The 17,471-nt window shown below is 35.8% G+C and carries 14 protein-coding genes; all 14 read left to right on the top strand.

All coding sequences use genetic code 11. The annotated features are described in order from the left end of the window. Nucleotides 1–2,935, top strand: a 2,935-nt coding sequence (locus tag ACJROP_RS10050) for a hypothetical protein (protein ID WP_406535334.1), incomplete at its 5' end; no start/stop codon positions are given. Nucleotides 2,936–2,990: 55 nt separating this feature from the next. Beyond that, complete coding sequence (locus tag ACJROP_RS10045) at nucleotides 2,991–3,563, top strand: hypothetical protein (protein WP_406535333.1); 573 nt, start codon at nucleotides 2,991–2,993, stop codon at nucleotides 3,561–3,563. A 3-nt stretch (nucleotides 3,564–3,566) separates the two neighbouring features. Continuing rightward, nucleotides 3,567–4,616 carry a transglutaminase-like domain-containing protein gene (locus ACJROP_RS10040; RefSeq protein WP_406535332.1) on the top strand — a complete coding sequence of 350 codons (1,050 nt, stop codon included), beginning with the start codon at nucleotides 3,567–3,569 and terminating at the stop codon, nucleotides 4,614–4,616. 31 nt (nucleotides 4,617–4,647) lie between these two features. Further along, complete coding sequence (locus ACJROP_RS10035; RefSeq protein ID WP_406535331.1) at nucleotides 4,648–5,337, top strand: hypothetical protein; 690 nt, start codon at nucleotides 4,648–4,650, stop codon at nucleotides 5,335–5,337. A gap of 3 nt (nucleotides 5,338–5,340) precedes the next feature. Beyond that, nucleotides 5,341–6,618: a hypothetical protein gene (locus tag ACJROP_RS10030; RefSeq protein ID WP_406535330.1), complete on the top strand. Its 1,278-nt coding sequence runs from the start codon at nucleotides 5,341–5,343 to the stop codon at nucleotides 6,616–6,618. A gap of 95 nt (nucleotides 6,619–6,713) precedes the next feature. Beyond that, the gene (locus ACJROP_RS10025; RefSeq protein ID WP_406535329.1) at nucleotides 6,714–7,172 is read left to right on the top strand and encodes a hypothetical protein; all 459 of its coding nucleotides are present in this window, start codon (nucleotides 6,714–6,716) and stop codon (nucleotides 7,170–7,172) included. Further along, a complete protein-coding gene (locus tag ACJROP_RS10020) occupies nucleotides 7,169–8,347 on the top strand; it encodes a baseplate J/gp47 family protein (RefSeq protein ID WP_406535328.1) in 1,179 nt (392 codons plus the stop codon). The genes ACJROP_RS10025 and ACJROP_RS10020 overlap by 4 nt, the downstream gene beginning before the upstream one ends. 48 nt (nucleotides 8,348–8,395) lie before the next feature. Beyond that, nucleotides 8,396–11,182 (top strand): hypothetical protein, encoded by a 2,787-nt coding sequence (locus ACJROP_RS10015; protein WP_406535327.1) that lies wholly within the window; start codon nucleotides 8,396–8,398, stop codon nucleotides 11,180–11,182. A 95-nt stretch (nucleotides 11,183–11,277) separates the two neighbouring features. Next, the gene (locus tag ACJROP_RS10010) at nucleotides 11,278–12,084 is read left to right on the top strand and encodes a hypothetical protein (protein ID WP_406535326.1); all 807 of its coding nucleotides are present in this window, start codon (nucleotides 11,278–11,280) and stop codon (nucleotides 12,082–12,084) included. Between the two features lie 5 nt (nucleotides 12,085–12,089). After that, the gene (locus tag ACJROP_RS10005) at nucleotides 12,090–12,356 is read left to right on the top strand and encodes a hypothetical protein (RefSeq protein ID WP_406535325.1); all 267 of its coding nucleotides are present in this window, start codon (nucleotides 12,090–12,092) and stop codon (nucleotides 12,354–12,356) included. Then, on the top strand, nucleotides 12,353–13,042 hold the full coding sequence (locus tag ACJROP_RS10000) for a hypothetical protein (RefSeq protein WP_406535324.1): 690 nt from the start codon (nucleotides 12,353–12,355) through the stop codon (nucleotides 13,040–13,042). Before ACJROP_RS10005 ends, ACJROP_RS10000 begins: the two co-directional genes overlap by 4 nt. Before the next feature lie 3 nt (nucleotides 13,043–13,045). Further along, nucleotides 13,046–15,637: a hypothetical protein gene (locus ACJROP_RS09995; RefSeq protein ID WP_406535323.1), complete on the top strand. Its 2,592-nt coding sequence runs from the start codon at nucleotides 13,046–13,048 to the stop codon at nucleotides 15,635–15,637. Nucleotides 15,638–15,642: 5 nt separating this feature from the next. Continuing rightward, entirely contained in the window at nucleotides 15,643–16,509 is an 867-nt protein-coding gene (locus ACJROP_RS09990) for a hypothetical protein (protein ID WP_406535322.1), read from the top strand. 65 nt (nucleotides 16,510–16,574) lie between these two features. After that, a partial coding sequence (locus ACJROP_RS09985; protein WP_406535321.1) for an Ig-like domain-containing protein occupies nucleotides 16,575–17,471 on the top strand: 897 nt, incomplete at its 3' end.

Here is a 17,471-nt window from a genome sequence, read left to right as displayed (position 1 = left end):
GGTATCCAACTATGCCGCACAATTCGGAATGAGCCAAGCCGATGCAAGTAAAAACATACAAATGGCATTCATGGGAGCAGGTCGTGCAGTTAAAAAATTAGGATTAGACATTGCAGATTTCAAAGACGAAGCAGGTAATGTAGATCGTGAAAAACTATTAGCTGCAATCATGGAAAAAACATCAGGTGCAGCAGATAAATATGCAAACACCTATGAGGCACGTGTTCAAAGAATGAACAATGCCATAAACAGCCTACGTACTGATTTCGGTAGAGAAATAATCAATACAATCGAACCATTAATACCTGTAGTGCAACAAGTAGTCAGTGCATTTGTAAGCTTACCACAACCAGTTAAATCCGCAGTTCTCGCATTCGGAGGCCTAGTCGGTGGTGCAGCAATCATTGCAGGACCATTACTTAAAATGAGAGCCTACATGAACATGGCAGGTGTAAGTACAGGGACATTAACCACAGGTTTAAAAACATTACTAACAGGATTCCGTACTTTATCAGGTGGAGGTGGAATCAAACAAGCAATCCAAGCGATGAAAGATTTCGCCGCCGCACAAAAAGCAGCAAACGCCGCAAATAGTATGGGAGGATTACCAGGAATAGGCAATACCAAACAAATAGCCAATACAACCAGTACAGTTGTTAAAGATGCAAGTGCTGTAGGTGGACTCGCACCAGAAGCAACAGCCGCAGCCGGTGGAGTAACCGCAACTGGTGGGGCATTATCCGGTATTAGTGCAGCATTCACAAGTATGATTGTACCATTAATCGCTATTGCAGCAGTAATCGCAGTAATGATACCAATCATCGCCGGACTTGTTGCAGAAGCATTACTATTCATTAAAGGTATTCAGATTTTAATTGATGCTTTAGGCTTTGATGACATTGACTTAGGAAAAGCTATTGAAGGAATTAAACAAGTAGGTCAAGCTTTACTTGAAGTAGGTATTGCCATGGCTGAAATGACATTCGCTTCAGTTATGACCGCAGCCACCGTATTAGTTAATGGTGTAACTGGTTTAATCAATCCTGTTAAAATAGCTGGTCAAATGCTTGTTCAGGCTGCTAAAGAATTGGAAGTTTTCAAAACAGTTAAAGTGGATGAAAGTGTAGCCACTAACTTGCAAAGTATCAGTAAAGCTCTTGGTGCAGTATCCAATGCAATGTCTAGTTTAACTGGTGTTGTATTGAATATGGCTGCCGGTAATATTTTAACTCTTGGTGGATTATTAGGTAATGTTAACACAGCTATCCGTACTGCAAGAACTGAAATAACTAATGCGGCTCAAGAAATTGCTAAAATCAAAGACTTACCGGATATTGATGAGGCTGCTGTTAGTAAATTAGAGAAAATATCCTCATCTATTGAAAGTGTCAGTAAAGCTATGGATGGATTACGTAGTATACGTGATGATTATAATTGGGATAGTTTCATGCAAGGTATTTTTGGTGGAGCTGATATTCAAACTGCATTAAATAATGTTAAAACTGATATTATCAAAGCAGGTAATGCATTAAAAAGTTACACTGGTTTACCAGATATACCTGAAGATGTATCCAGTAAAATGCAGAAAATCGCTGATACATTGAAGAGTACTGCTGAAGCAATGAAATCTTTACGTGGTATCCGTGATGATTATAATTGGGATGCTGGTGTAGGTGCATTGTTTGGTGGTGTTGATATTCCTACTGCTATTAATAATGCTAAATCTGATTTAATCAAGGTAGGGAATACTTTAAAAGGTTTATCTAGTTTACCGGAAATCCCTGATGGAATATATACTAAGGTTCAACGTATCGGTACTAGTGCTAAGAATGTAGGTACAACATTAAGGGGTATGCAGAATATGCCTTTCCCTGATGTTATTGGTTTAGTGATGATTCCTGCTAAAATTGCAGCTGCTAAAGCGGTGTTAAGTGGTGCTAGTCGTGAATTAGTTTCATTAAATGGTACTGTTCAAACTATTCCTGATGGATTATATACTAAAGTTCAACGTGTAGGAGTTAATATAAGAGCTGTAGGTTCAGCAGTTCAAGGTATAACAGCTATACCATTTATTGGTCCTGATGTTGGTTTAAAAATAGGTCAAGCAGTTGGTGCTGTAAGGACTGCTGCAAGTCAATTAAATCGTTTACAAGGCCTTAACGCTGGCGGAGGTATTGGTCAAATATTAGCTAGTGTACGTTCTGCTGTTGTACAATTACGGGCCACACTTAATAGTATGCGTGGAGGATTCCGCAGTGCAGGTGTAGGTATCGGTTCCAGTTTAAAAGCTGGTGTTCGTGCAGGAATGAATGGTTTGCGTGGAGTTGTTGTATCTAATGTTACTGCGGGTATGAGTGCAGGTGTTGGACCTGCCAGGTCTGGTGGTAATCGTATAGGATCTGGTGGTAAGTCTGCTTTCCAAACATCATTTAAGATTTCTCAAGTGGCAAGTAATGAAGTGACTTATGCAACTCAGGCTATACAGAATGGTACTGCTAGTTTTGTTCAAGCAGTTGGAAGTATGGCTGAGCAAGCAGTACAGGAAGCTAAAAATAAACTTGACCAACAATCACCTGGTAAAATCGCCCGTATGTGGGGTGATGAAATGAGCTTTTCCAGTATGTTGATTGAAAATCGTGGAAAAGGACTGATTAGTAGTATAAGTAAAGTTACAAGTAATGCGGTTAATGCTTCTAATCCGAACTTTAGTAATATGTTGGCATTCAATAGTCCTGAATTGGATGCTAGTAGGTTGGATAGTATTCGTCGTATGAATCAGTCCAGTACTATGGGTCAAGGTCAAAGACCGATTGCCATTCATATTGGTGAGGGTGCTATTCAGTTAGATGCAAGGAATTTAACCACTACTGAGTCACGTCAAATTATGATTAATGCATTAGAAGGTTTAAATGACATCAAAAAGATTGATGTCTAATTTTTTTTTATTTCACATTTTATTTATTTGAATTCTTTTTTTAGGGTTTATTATTATGAGTTGGTATAGTGATAAGATTGATTCAAAATATTTCAATTTAAGTATTGATGGTTTGGATTTAATTGGGGAAGATTTGAATCCGAATGAAAGTTATAACCGTCGTGAAACCTCTCGTAAAGCAGTTATTGGAGGTACTCAACGTGTTATACGAACCAATTATATTCATCGTGATTTTAGTCTTAACTGTTATGTTCCCATAGATCCAGCATACCCTGATATTTATGATTCCACTTTCAGGTTATGGCAAAGTAAACCTGTGGAAGTGATTAGTAAAGAGATGGGTGGGAAGTTCGATGCGGAATGTATTATTAAAAAGAAACATGAATCCCCTGCTTATTTAACATTGGAGATTCAATTGATTGAAATCCCCTCTGAGACCAGTTTAATACCTAATGATACTGTTAAGGTTCCTACAGATAAGATTACCACTACTGTGACTAAATCCAATAAAAACACTAAAAATACTAAGAATACTAAGAATACTAAGAAAAATAGTAAGAAATCAACCTCCAAAGGGAAAAATAAGAACAGTAAGAAGAAAGGAAACAATATTACCAAGGTGAAATAAGCTATGGTTACTATTTATACTGGACCAAAACAGTACAGTATCAGCCGTACAGGTTTAGAAGTTTACAGGACTGATGAGAAAAACTTCAAACCCTATGAATCCACGGGTGTGGTAACCAATAACTCCTCCTCTGATGATGGTGAGGAGACTACTAAAACAGGTTACACATTACATCAAGGGAAAATATTGGATACTTATTATTATGGAGAGATTTTCAGTACTGAACATGAGTATGATTATAGTGATATGAGTGATAGTGCTACCTTAAAGTTACCTAGTGTGGATAAGAAGAGATTCTATAAAGGTGTACGTGTATGTTTGCGTAAACAATGGGAAGCACCAGGCACTACATTAAAATGGAGTGATTTAGACCCTGTTTTAACCGGTTTTATCACTGAACAAACTTTCAGTGAAGATAGTGTTAGTATTAAAGTGCCTGGTATGACTACTTTACTTGACCAGAAATTTAAATTCCAATTCACTCAAATGAAAAGGTCAAAAATCCTAGCGGAGATTATTAAAACAGCTGGTTTAACACCAGTTATTAATGTTAAAGGATTAGATGATGATGTAACTGATTTCACAAATATCTCAAGTGACAGCAGCAGTGATAGCAGTGACCTTGCGGGTGGTGAAGGAGCAGATATTGACAGTCTTGTTAAACAGATTGTAGGCAGTGAAACCAATGAGTTAAAGAAATGTAAACTTATCCATGAATGGTTAAAATCCAATGTAAGATATAGTTACTATGAATGTTCTAAGTATTCTTCTGCTGCTGAATGTTTAAAGCATAAAAGTGCTTTGAATTGTGCTGATACTGCTAGATTAACAAGAGCTATGATGAGTAGTGCCGGATTAAATGCTTATGTTGTACACCGTACCACTAATGGAGGACATTTCTGGACAATTATTGAGATTGGTGGGAAAAAATATGCATCAGACCAGACTGGTGATGGTTCTGCATTTAATACTGTATGGGCTAGTAGTGGCCGTACCACTGTAAGTGATGGTGGATCATATACTCGTAAAAATGGTAAAAACCCGGACTGCTAAAAAAATGTGATGAGAAGATGGGGGATTGGATATGGGTGATTCAAAGAATATTACTGCAACCGAAGGACGATTAAAATCAAATTTCGGTTCAGCAGTAAACACATTAGTAAATCTCGATGGCATACAACGTTCCATAACCAAAGTACAAGACAAGACATCCTTACGAACAGGTACAGTTACAAAATACTATCCATACCTAGATAAAGCAGAGGTTAAATTAGACTCCACTAAAAAAACAGTATTATGTAAGATATTACATAAGTATGGTGGTGAATTATTAGATTTATATACTCCTGTAGCGGACCGTAAAGAATTCTGTGATAAATTAAAAGAACCCTGTTATATTCCACGGGCAAAATTACATTGTGTTGTGGTTAATTTGCATGATGCTGATAGTGATGAGCATTTATTATTAGGTTATTATCAAAATGAGGAGTTTATTGGTTTAAATCCGGCTAAACCCGGTAATATTAAATTATGTACACGTGAAGCTACTAATCAGTATTGGATTAAATTCGGTTTCGATGGATTGGATTTAAGAGTTAACAGTACACCTACAGTTAAGGTAGGTGAACGTGATGAAACTATGGATACTGTTGATTATGCTTCATCTGAAGAAACCTATACTAAAAGTGAAGTGGACAAATTATTAAGTGCTTATGAAGAACGTATTGCTAGATTAGAGGAATTATTAGAAGTCAATAATGATGGGGGTTCATAGGGAGTGTCAACTATAGTTATTGGTTGTGATAGGAATAATGGTAATGACTCCAAATGGCAGAGTACTGTTGCAAAAGCCCTTGAAAAACAAGGACATAGTGTTGAAAAGTTAGACATAGGTCCAAATGCTTTTGCAAGTTACTCTTACTCTGGTAAGGCCAAAGGGAAAATAGGAATATTTCTTATTGCAGCAGGATTAACCGCATTATGCGACTTATATGATGGTAACACTAGTTTTAAATATGCATACTTCGGCATACGTGGAGATATAGGTAATGGTATTTCTTCAATGAATGATTTCAACACTAAAGGAATTCACAAAGACCATCATGGAGATTGTATAAGTAAATCATGTAATCCTTTCAATGGTAAAACTTATCCTCAAATTAATAAGATTACTAAATCCAAATGCCAAGCTGTTTATGGTGGAAGTCCTGAAGAAATGGGTAAGAATATTATTGCCGCCATGGGTGGAAGCACAAGTGATTCCAGTGATGATAAGAAATCCAGTAGTGGTGGAACCGTAAAAGAATCCATTCAGAAATTATTAAAACATTGGGATGGTGAAGTTGAATGTTACATCAGGGATGGTAAAGTATACATTAATAAGATTAAGGAACCTAAATCTGATTATCATCTATTACTCCAAGAGGGAGTTAATATTTTAAGTGACAGTATACAAATCACTGATGTTAACCCGAATACTGTTAATTATCTTATTGTTAAATGGACTGGTGGAACAATAACCATTAAAGATGAAGAGTTAATTAAACGTTTCGGTGAAGTTAAAAGTGAAGTAGAAGCTGTCCGCAAAAAAGTTAAAACCGAAACCACACAATCATCATCTTCAGATAGTGACACCGACACAGATACGGATACTGATACTGATACTGATACTGATGAGGATACTGACATTGATACTGATACAGATACCACTACTACTAAGACTACTGTTGTTGAGGAACCTATTAAAACTTATGAGGAAGCTTTGGCTTTTGCTAATACTGAATGGAATAAAATCAAACGTGACAATGGTCATACTTTTGAATGCAAAGTCCTAGGGGGTAGTCAATGGCGTAGCGGTGAATGGGTTAAAGTTATTGCTCCGTCTTTTAATGAGAATGGTTTCATGTATCTTACACGGGTTTCTGAATCTGATGATGCTGGTGACTGGACATGTAACTTGGCATTAGTGGATTATCCTCCAGGTTGGGGTGCTGAAGAATTATCGACTAGTAGTGATGATAGTTCTGATTCAGGTAGTAGTGATGATTCATCATAAAAAAAAATTTTCAAATTTAAATTTTTTAGTTTTTTTTTATTAAATATTCTTTTTTTTATTTTATCTTTTTTTTTAATGGGAGGAATGGTAAGTATATGCCTTTGCCTTTAGATGTGAACAGTACGGATTATCAGTTTTACAAAACATTACATGAAGATGTGAAACTTGTAAGCAACGAATATGGAGAATGGGACCTTGATTTTGAAAACGATGATTGGGTTAATGTCACTGGTGTTCATAGCCTGGCTAATGCTTGCATCATAGCCATAATGACAAGACTCGATGAATTAAATTATGTGGAGTTATATGAAGATTTCGGTTGTAGAGTACATGAGCTAATCAAAAAAAACAAAAGCCGAAACATAATCTACCAAATGGAGATATTCATAACAGAAGTATTGGAGAATATGCGAAGAGTACAACGAGTAAACTATGTTAAGATAACAGACAGTCCAGATAATCAGGATTACAGTTACAGGATTAACTTTAGTATTACCGGTATAATGGATGATGAAGAAGATGGTGAAATAATAGAGGAGAGTTTCCAGATATGAATTATACACAGAAATATTATGATGAATTATTCCTATTCAGCTTAGAAAACAGTTACGATTCCGGTTTAATAAGTCATGATGAAAAATTCTTAACTTATGTTAAAAGCAAACAAGACATCAGTAACTTCTATGTCATGAACCTCAGTGTTTTAAGTGACAGTTTTGAAGATGTATATTATGATATAACTGATGTTTACTTATCAGATAAGGTGGCTCATGCAACCGGTGAGGATTTGGATGATATTGGAGCTAAATATGGTTGTACTCGACCATTAGATAGTTATGCTGAATGTGATATTACTTTTAGTTTCACCTCTCCTAGCAGTACTAGTGTAGAATTGCCTGAGGGTATTGCTGTTAGTAATGGTCAAGGAGTAGTTTATAAAACTATTGAATCTGTTACTATTCCTGCTGAAGCGGAGAATATAACAATTCATGCACAGGCAGTTAATGTGGGAACCACCAGTAGAGTATTAAAAAATACTTTAACCAGTATTGAATCTGATTTATTTGATACTGAGACCAGTACCTTTGGTTTAGGTACTGTTACCTGCACTAACCTTGAAAACAGTAGTGGTGGAGATTATTATTATGATGATGACGCTTACAGGGATTTAATCCTTGACTGGAGGAAGGAAACTATTCGTGGAAGTGAGGAAGCTTATAAGAAGTATTTCGCTAATTTGGATGGTTTGAATAGTTATAAGTTAATTCCTAATTGGGATGGGTCAGGTACATTGAAGATTGTGTTAGACCCTGGTGACAGTTATCAGTTGAATAGGGTTTATAATGAGTTAAGGCGTGATGTTTGTCAGATGCCTGAGGATATTACATTATTTGCACCTGAACCGGTGGGTATTGATGTTTATGCTAAGTGTAATGTTGATATTGATTTGATTAATCCTTATAGTGAAGTGGAAAAGGAAGCTATTAAGTCAAGGATTGAGGATGCTGTTACTAATTATATTGAAGGGGATACTTTGAATTTCCTTGGTTTAGGTATTGGTGAGGATTTTATCCCTTATCAGTTAGGTGTTTTTATTCATGAGCAGGTGCCGGAGTTAAAAAATATTACTTTTACTAGTAATGATCCTAATGTGGATGCTAATGCTCCTGTGAGTATTACTGATGAGCAGCAGGTTAAGATTGATAATATGGTTATTGTGATGGAATAAAAAAAATGCAGTTTTTATTTTTTTATATTTAATTTTAAGTGATTTGTTATGGTTAAGAATAGTTTGAAGAAATTATTAAATAAATATCCTTATTTTCTTGATAAAAATGTAGGTAGTAATTTTTATCGTGTGGTGCAGGTACAGAATGAAAATTTCCGTAAAGTGTACCAGTCCCTTGTGGATGTTTATGAAAGTTTTCATTTGAATAAAAAAGTGTTGGTTTGGAAGGAGCAGACTGTACCTTATGAGTATACTATGCGTTTCATCTCCACTTATCCTAATATTAAACAAGTGAAAATATATAAAAATGATGAAGTCATCTACATAGAAGATTACATAAACGAGGACAATAATGATGCCTTTGATTATTCTTACACTTACGATACAAGAAATGACATCCAAGGCCACAGTCCAGATGCTGATGAAGAGGATACTATAGAATTAACACAAGAAGAACAAAACTTATATAATAAACTAATCCTCTGGCGTATAAACAAAACCACAGACGACGACACCCTCAATTATGATGTAAACATCAAAGCCAAATTCAACAACCTTAAAAAAATCACAATCTACAAAAACGAAGAATCATTATACACACAATCATTCAACAATACAAATGATGAAACATTATTCGAATACACCTACAACAACACATTCACTCCCCCTGAAGTAGAATACGATGATGACGGCGAAGCATTAGAAGAAGTCCTAACCGATGACTCATTCAAAATAGTTGCTGAAACATATAATAATGAAACAGTAACCAAATACTTACCCTCAGATGAAGCAGAATATATCCCTGGAGACACATTCCTCATACAAGTCGAAACCTACGATGAATACATTTACCGTAAAGGATTCCCTGAACATGACACCCTATTCACAAAAGAAAAAGATTACTGGAATGTTTACCTTAAAAACAAAGACACTGACAATCCGATAATAACTCCTTTAGAATATGATGATTATGACCATGACATAAGCCTCGATTATATTGGATACTTAAACAATATCCCAAGAAAAGAATACATTGAAATCGAAACATTAGACGAATATTATCGCAGTGAACCACCATTCAACAACCGCAGAACCGAAGATGATTACCATTATATGAAAAGGATGTTGGAATACAACCTCCGCATATGGGACACACCAGCACCAATACTGGAAATATGGAAACTCTACGGCCTAACCGATGTAAGTATGGTGAACCGTGAACATCAACTAATCAAAATATTCGACATCAAAAAACACCAATACCATACTGAAACCCGCACAGACCCATGCAACCCAGATAAAACCTATGATACATTAGTTGTTGACGGATGGACACCTGAAGCATGGGAACATAAAGACCAATTCTTCAAAGACGCTAACAGATTAGGAGAATACTTCTTTGCAGAAGCAAATACTGTAAGACCAGTTAAAAAGAAACCAGTAACATTCACATTCCGATTCTTAAACAGTCTAGCCGAAGATATCAGTGCAGATTACACTGTAGATGCCTATCTGAATAATGAATTAATATCCGAAGTACATAACTATACTGAAAAACAATGGATATGTCCAGCAGACTATTTAGATGAATATAATGACAATATATTCTTATTTGTTGGTAAATATGAAGACCGTGAAATCGGCCGTGCCGAGATAACTGTAACTGTACGTGGATGCAGTGATGCAGACTTCTATGTCAGAGCCACTGGTAATGATAATAATAATGGAAGCCGTACCGCACCATTTAAAACATTAAGAAAAGCATTAGACAGTGTAACTGGAGTATATAATCTAATCGCAGTAGTAGGTGAAACCATCGTAAACACTCCTGAAAGAGTACCAACCACCTGCACATTAATCGGATGTAAAGACGGTAACATCACACCAAAAATAATCAACACTAACCCAAGTGACAGATTAAACAGTGACGGATCATATACCAAACTAAATACTAGTCAATTCTTTAATATTGCCCCTGACCAAATCTTAAGCATACAGGATATTGAATTCAAAAATACCAGTCCTTACAGTGTACTCGTCGAAGACATGGATTACACTAACAGTAACCGTATTGATGAAACCGAAACAGGATTATTATATAATATGGATTACGCCATACCAGTATCTGATTCATTACAGGAAGTATTCATTAAAAACCTCCAATTAAACACTAACACGGGTTTATTAACATGGACAGAAATCAACAAATCCACAGATTTAACTGATAACTTAAGCTATGAGGGAATCATTAACAACCTCCAACTAACCGATAACCTGTATTATAATGAGCATACAACCCATGAAGTCACATCCTCCAGTAATAGTTTTGATAAAAACCAATTATACTTCAGTGACCGTGAGGATATGCTGAATTCCACATATTACATTAACAATAATTTGAATGATTTAAAAGAGGACGGATTACTTGATTATGCTGAATATGATGAAGAAATCATCTATGATACTAAAGAACATGGATTAGATGAATTTGATTATCAACATATTTCAGCAACACAAGGAGCATTCACACCAAGACAAGCAAGCTGGTTATTAGGAACTTTAAAAATCAATTTAACCATCCTAAAACCTCAAGTAGGTCAAATCATAAAACTCCGAACAAGTGATGGAGCCACAGCAAGTTTCAAAATAAACAGTGTCTCAGGTAACAATGTAACATATAAACCTACTGATAGCAATTCTTCAGCAACCAGTTATGTTTATATTCAAGCAGTTAAGAACACCACCTCAAATGTAACCATCTCTTTAGGAAGGATTGTTACTAGTAATGGTTTTGTATATACTGGTTCTAATAATCGTCTTGATTTGGTTTGGTAAGAGTGTATAATGAATCGTTCAAAAATATAATAAAACTTTTTTTTTAATAATTTTAATTTTTTTTTATAATTTAAATTCTTGGGAGAATAATTTTTATGGGTACTCAAAAATCATTAGACTTGGATAGTTTCGTCCATGACAGATGCTATTTTAAATCAGAAACATGGACAAGGACAGAGATAACACGTGAAATCACAACCGCAATAAGTAACTTAACATTAGTAGAATATGTTTCAACCCTACCAACCAGTAACATAAAAAATAATAGATTATACATCGTACCCAACAATGAAAATCCAGAAATAAACCAGAACCTATACGATGTATACATACGTTACAATAACAAATGGGAACAAATTGACAGTCTAGAATTCAACATAGCAGATTACTACACAGCCTCTGAAGTTGAAACAAGACTTGCCACCAAATCCAATACAAACCATAGACATAATAATGCAGTGGCCAATACAAGTGATGGATTCATCTCCAAAGAGGACCAAGCTAAATTGAATGGAATCGCAACCGGAGCTAATAAAACCACAGTAGACACCACAATCACAGCAAGCGGAACCAACCCCGTACAAGGAAAAGCAATCTACACTGCACTCGCAGGTAAAGCAGCAGCTAACCATAACCATGACACCCGTTATTACACCCAAGACCAAATAGATAATAAACTCGACGCATTCATCGGAGAAGAAGGAACACTCGAACTACAAAACTATTACAAAAAAGACGATGTCGATGACCTAATAAGCAAAACCATATCCAATATAAGCATTGATGATGATTTAATAATGGAAATACAATATGGAATAAACTTATCCTCCACAGAAGAGGAAGTTGTTGAATCAAACACCGAGGAACCTGAACAAGAACCCAATGAGGAACCGGGAGGATAAAAATAATGCCTGAAGAAGACATACCCAAAAAATACTTCCGAAACGAACCCGATTACACTCCCAACAATTACGACTTATACTTTGATGTGAAACAAATACCATCCAATATAAGACTGGAAAACGGATACAACCTTGAGAGAAGATTAAACAAACTAATGCCATTAACAAGACGAGTACACTTAAACTTCGACACAAAAACCATCCCCGCAGACAACAACATAAACGTATTCACATCAATGAAAATAAACGGTAAAGGAGTGAAATTCGTATGAACTTCGCAATAATAGGATCATATACTATAATCATCCCCACCTCTGAAGGTGAAAAAAGAATAAATCACACTAACCTAATCACAGAATTCGGTGAATCATTCTTCCTAAACAGATGGATAAACGAATCATTCAATCCCATACAATTCATACTCATAGGAAACGGCAACAACCTACCACAAAAAACAGATTTAAACCTAGGAAACGAAACCAGTAAAAGAAAATGCGTATGCGAAGCAGACCTCGAATCCAAAAGATTAATCCTAACCGCAACATTCAAAGCAACCGAAATCCTAGGAACCACCGAAATAGGAGTATCCAACGGACAAATACTCATAAGCCACGACAGATACGAAAAAATAACACAAGACCACCTATCAGGTGCAATCGGCGACGTACGAATCGAATACATATTCCAATTATCAACAGGTGCAATCAAAAGAGGATGGACACCATCCACAGAAGGAAACAACATCTTCTACGCACCAGAAAAAAACGAAGTCATCAGCGTATTCGAAAACAACACTGGTAGCGGATACCGTAGACTATACAATTTACAAGACCTCAGAGACGTAAAAGGAGGATTCTTCTACGACTCCACCTCCCAGAATATATACATCAAACCAACCAAAGACGCTGACAAAATAATAGATATTGACAATGAAGAAATCGTAGTGCAGGTGAAATAACTTATGGCTGAAAAATGCAATCCAAAATATAAAAACTTACAATTAATCAGTAGCTTCAGCGAACAAAGATACGCTACCGTACAATTAATGGAACAGATATGTCAAAACGAAGAATACTTAAAACAATTCTGCGAAACACTAGACTACCTCTCACCACCAGCAGTACGAAAAAGATTCGACATAACCGAAGCAATCGATGAAAACAAAAGCTACGGATTCCAATTAAACAGTAACAAAACAGTCACATTCAGTGATAAAGACAAAACCGAAGTACCCATAGACTTCTTCGACGAATCCGTAATTGATTCTGATGTAAGTGACTGTGTAATAAAATCAACCACCAATAATGTAGGAGACACAGTAAGATACGCTTGCCTACCATACGTCCAAACAGGCTGCACAACCGACATCACATCAACCCGTAACCTAGCAGAAAACGGACAAATCAACACATACTGGTATGTCGGATATAATAAAAGCAAAACATACACATTATACCCTGAATGGATGAGAAACTGGAAAGACCACAAAATCCCATCCATAGTAAGAGCACAAGTATTCAAATGCAACAAAACAGGAAACCTCGATGCAGTTTCACTAGTAATTGCAACAGATTCAAACTACAGCAGCTGGGGAAGCCCAATATACGTGCAGATATGGTCAACAGAAGAAGTAGAAGTAACCGTAACCAAATGGAATAAAAAAACAAAAACATCAGATTACGTATACATCACCGCACCATCAGGAACCACAAAACAAAGATACAAAAAAATAACAAGTGGAAAAAACAAAGGAAAATGGAAAAAAGCCAATAATGGTACACATATCCGTAAAACCGAAAAAATATACAAACCCGCTGTTAAAAATAGTAAAGGCCAAACAAGTATCTACCATCCATTAGCAGAAACAAGTTTCGACCCTAAATTCAGCACACCAGGATTCCATGCATTCGAATTCGACAACCCACCAGAAGTGGAAAAAGACAAATATTATGCAATTGTAGTCTTCAGCCCATTAAGCCATTGGGGTCAAGCACCACGTATAGGAGGATGGGGACGTAACTGTAGCCACACATATAACAATGGTGACGCATGGTTAAGTGAAAACAACGGAAGAAGTTTCATCCGTTACGGTAAAAACGACCCTGACACAAAACTAGCATATAAAATGGGTAAATACACCCCACAAGATTTTGCTTTCCAATGCCATATTACTAGTTATACTTATGGTTATAGTCCTTCAACCACTACCAATGCTGACGGGGACACAATAGACAATTATTCATACTTATATTTTAAACCAATATTCACCAATCCAATCAACAGTATTGAAATCAACGCCACAGATTCAGGTACTACAACATTAGACCATGAAGCCGGCCGACACTTAGAATATCAATACAGTCTAACAGGTAACACTCAAAATGAATCAGATTGGGTTACAATTGGCAAAGCTAACCGTTCAGCTATTAGTGGTAAACCAACTATGATTTTCGTAAGAGCGAAAATGTGGCAAACCACAGCTAATAATACAGATACTCCAAGCATAGATTACCTTGAAATCACATTAGAAACTGATGTATCTAAAGAGATGTATGTAAGAACACAAACATATTATCCAAAATCCACCCCAATGCTCGGAGCTAATGTATGGGGAAGAGTAAACACTCCATTCACTTGTGATACTGATGAAGTAACCTGCATGTCAGAGATTATACAGGAAAAAGTAATCAAAGAACACTTTGAATTAATAAGTGTGGATGATTTAATCAACTACACTTACTTAGATGCAATTGAAGAATCAAAGATTAAAAATTTAACAAGTGATCAGTTATGTCAATACCTCATAGATAATCCTAATATTCTCAAAGTCCTTAAAGAAAATAATATTTATGTTAAACCATACATTTATGAAGCCGAAGCTGATGATGGTGATGATACAATTGAATATTTAAGTTTTGAAGATACTGATGATGAGGGTAACTTTAAATTAGGTGGATTTAAATGCGGTAATAGTCCAGCATATCCAATAATAAGCTGCCAAACATATCCGACAGGTGGAGAAATAAAACAAGCCTACGGTGAATGGTTTGACTACAAAGTAGACTATGATACAGATATAGTAACATTCACAGAACACAATCTATTAAACATGCCTGTAGGTGGATTGGAAATAGAATATAATCCATTATTCATAACAAACCTCCAACCAGAAGAAATGCCATTAGTCCTAGATTATTTCAAAGAAGAATTTTTAATCTCAGACCAAGAAATTGAAAATAAATATGTGACTATAAGAGTGGCTGCTGTAGATCCGATAAGACATGTTTATGTGAATAAGGATATGGATGATGAAATGGAATTAATTGAAGATGAACATTTCACAGTAGATTATATTAACAACCGCATCCATTTCCCAATCATTAACGAGGAAGATGAGAAAGCAAAAATCAAATTAAATGATACAGTAACAATAATCTACACTCCAAACTTAGAGGATACTGGTATTAGTATTGGTTACTTTGCTAGGAGACCTGACTCCGCATTAAATAGACAATGTAAGATTTATCCAAATTATATAGAATACAAGGTGTAAGTTAAATGGTTAATTATAAAACAAGAATCTACTATGAAAAAGATGGAGTTAACCTCGGCGCAGAGGTTAAAATCTATAGTGATACAGGGGAGAATATTGATAATATTTTAATCACTTCAGAATCCAAATTCCAGGAATTAGCGGATAAAATCTTAAACATTGATGATACTTATATTGACAAAGCAGAATTAATCAGTATAATCAGTAACACACAATCTGAATTACAGATTAATGCCACTAAATTAAATGGTTATACTCCAGATGACTTTGCAAGAAGAATACACAGTCACTCTGAATATGCACAGACAAATCATGCGAGCAGCCAAGCAACATATGGGATTGGAACCACCAGCACTTATGGTCATAATAAAGTAATCAATAATGTGACTAGTACAGAATTCCGTAATGGAGAATCATTGGCCGCATATCAAGGAAAAGTATTAAATGATCTTGTCGCTGCTACTAAAACTGAATTAACTAAATGGGAGAAAATTACTTTATCCGGCCATAATAGTATTGCTGATTATTGTAATCTTTATGTGAATAAGGCGTTAAGATTGGCGAGAGTTACTTATAACCGTACTGGAGTTAAAAAAGGAGTGGCTTCAAGTAAGAATAGTAAGAATAAAGATGCTAATCCAAGCCCTTATTGGGTTGTTGGTGTGAGTACTGCTGGTGCAATATATTTGCATACTGAAAATGCCATCCCTGCTGATTATCAACCTAGTACAAGAGTTAATCAAAGTTTTTACAGAGGAGATTTTGTTTTTGCTGTTTTAACTAATGGAAGTATTGGTGTGCATAATATCAGTGGTAAAGGTAGTAAGGATGATGGTATTAATATACGTCAGAATGTTTTGTATCATTATTAATTTTATTTTTTATTATTTTTTTTATATTTTTTTTTATATTATAATTTTTAGGGAGTTTATTATAAATGGATATTAAAACAGTATCAGTTAATCTGAAAAACTTAATGAACAAATGGTTTTATACACGTGAACAAATCCACCAATTACTAGAAGATTACGTCACCGTCGATAATAATGGTATACTGAATGTGGGTTTACCATCAGCGGAGAAGATTACTTTAACAACACAGAATAATGCGATTACCACAGCTGATGTGGCTGAAGTAACTGCAAAAGTAACCGACAGTAACAATAACGCTACCTTTGGTGTGCCGGTGCAATTTGTTAACAGAGCTACACGTGAAGTATTATACAATGGTACAACCGATGAAAACGGTGAATGTGACTTCCAATACTTCACCGAAGAAGCTGAAATCCTACCAATACAAGCAAGAATCAGTAACGATTACATCTTCCGTGACGATGGCCGATTAAACAGTTACACCAGTTGGGAGGGTAACACTAACGTAACACTAGAACACAACAGCACCAATACCAGGATGTATGCAACCGATACCAGTGGTGCAACAGCAACATTATCCAGCCTCGTACTCGCAGGTTACAACGATATTGACTTTAAAGTCAAACTCGTAGACGGAACCGCTACAACCGATTTCTGCGGAATAAGAGAATGCACTAGTAGTGGTGAAAATGTTGCCAACGGTTACACTACTGATTTCAACCTCGACCAACTAAACCTAACTGTAGGTGAATGGTATCACTTCCACATCAGCGTCCTAGATGACAGATTCGTATTGTACTGTAAGGAAACAGGGGAAAACCTACGTATATGGAATGATGACGGCGCACCAGCATATTATAAGTTTGTTTTATACTGTGACGATGATGTATCTACAATTGATTTTAGTGATGTGAGAATCAATAAAACTTCTGATGATTTAAGCATGTTTATAAAAGATAAG

Source organism: Methanobrevibacter sp., from assembly GCF_045220775.1.
Lineage (GTDB): Archaea > Methanobacteriota > Methanobacteria > Methanobacteriales > Methanobacteriaceae > Methanocatella.
Note: the sequence above shows the minus strand (reverse complement) of the source record. Positions and strands in the feature narration are given on the sequence as shown.

What these genes read in the sequence shown, in the direction of transcription:
- ACJROP_RS10045 (WP_406535333.1), top strand. Translation starts at nt 2,991, where the DNA reads ATGAGTTGGTATAGTGATAAGATTGATTCAAAATATTTCAATTTAAGT.
- ACJROP_RS10040 (WP_406535332.1), top strand. Translation starts at nt 3,567, where the DNA reads ATGGTTACTATTTATACTGGACCAAAACAGTACAGTATCAGCCGTACA.
- ACJROP_RS10035 (WP_406535331.1), top strand. Translation starts at nt 4,648, where the DNA reads ATGGGTGATTCAAAGAATATTACTGCAACCGAAGGACGATTAAAATCA.
- ACJROP_RS10025 (WP_406535329.1), top strand. Translation starts at nt 6,714, where the DNA reads ATGCCTTTGCCTTTAGATGTGAACAGTACGGATTATCAGTTTTACAAA.
- ACJROP_RS10020 (WP_406535328.1), top strand. Translation starts at nt 7,169, where the DNA reads ATGAATTATACACAGAAATATTATGATGAATTATTCCTATTCAGCTTA.
- ACJROP_RS10015 (WP_406535327.1), top strand. Translation starts at nt 8,396, where the DNA reads ATGGTTAAGAATAGTTTGAAGAAATTATTAAATAAATATCCTTATTTT.
- ACJROP_RS10010 (WP_406535326.1), top strand. Translation starts at nt 11,278, where the DNA reads ATGGGTACTCAAAAATCATTAGACTTGGATAGTTTCGTCCATGACAGA.
- ACJROP_RS10005 (WP_406535325.1), top strand. Translation starts at nt 12,090, where the DNA reads ATGCCTGAAGAAGACATACCCAAAAAATACTTCCGAAACGAACCCGAT.
- ACJROP_RS10000 (WP_406535324.1), top strand. Translation starts at nt 12,353, where the DNA reads ATGAACTTCGCAATAATAGGATCATATACTATAATCATCCCCACCTCT.
- ACJROP_RS09995 (WP_406535323.1), top strand. Translation starts at nt 13,046, where the DNA reads ATGGCTGAAAAATGCAATCCAAAATATAAAAACTTACAATTAATCAGT.
- ACJROP_RS09990 (WP_406535322.1), top strand. Translation starts at nt 15,643, where the DNA reads ATGGTTAATTATAAAACAAGAATCTACTATGAAAAAGATGGAGTTAAC.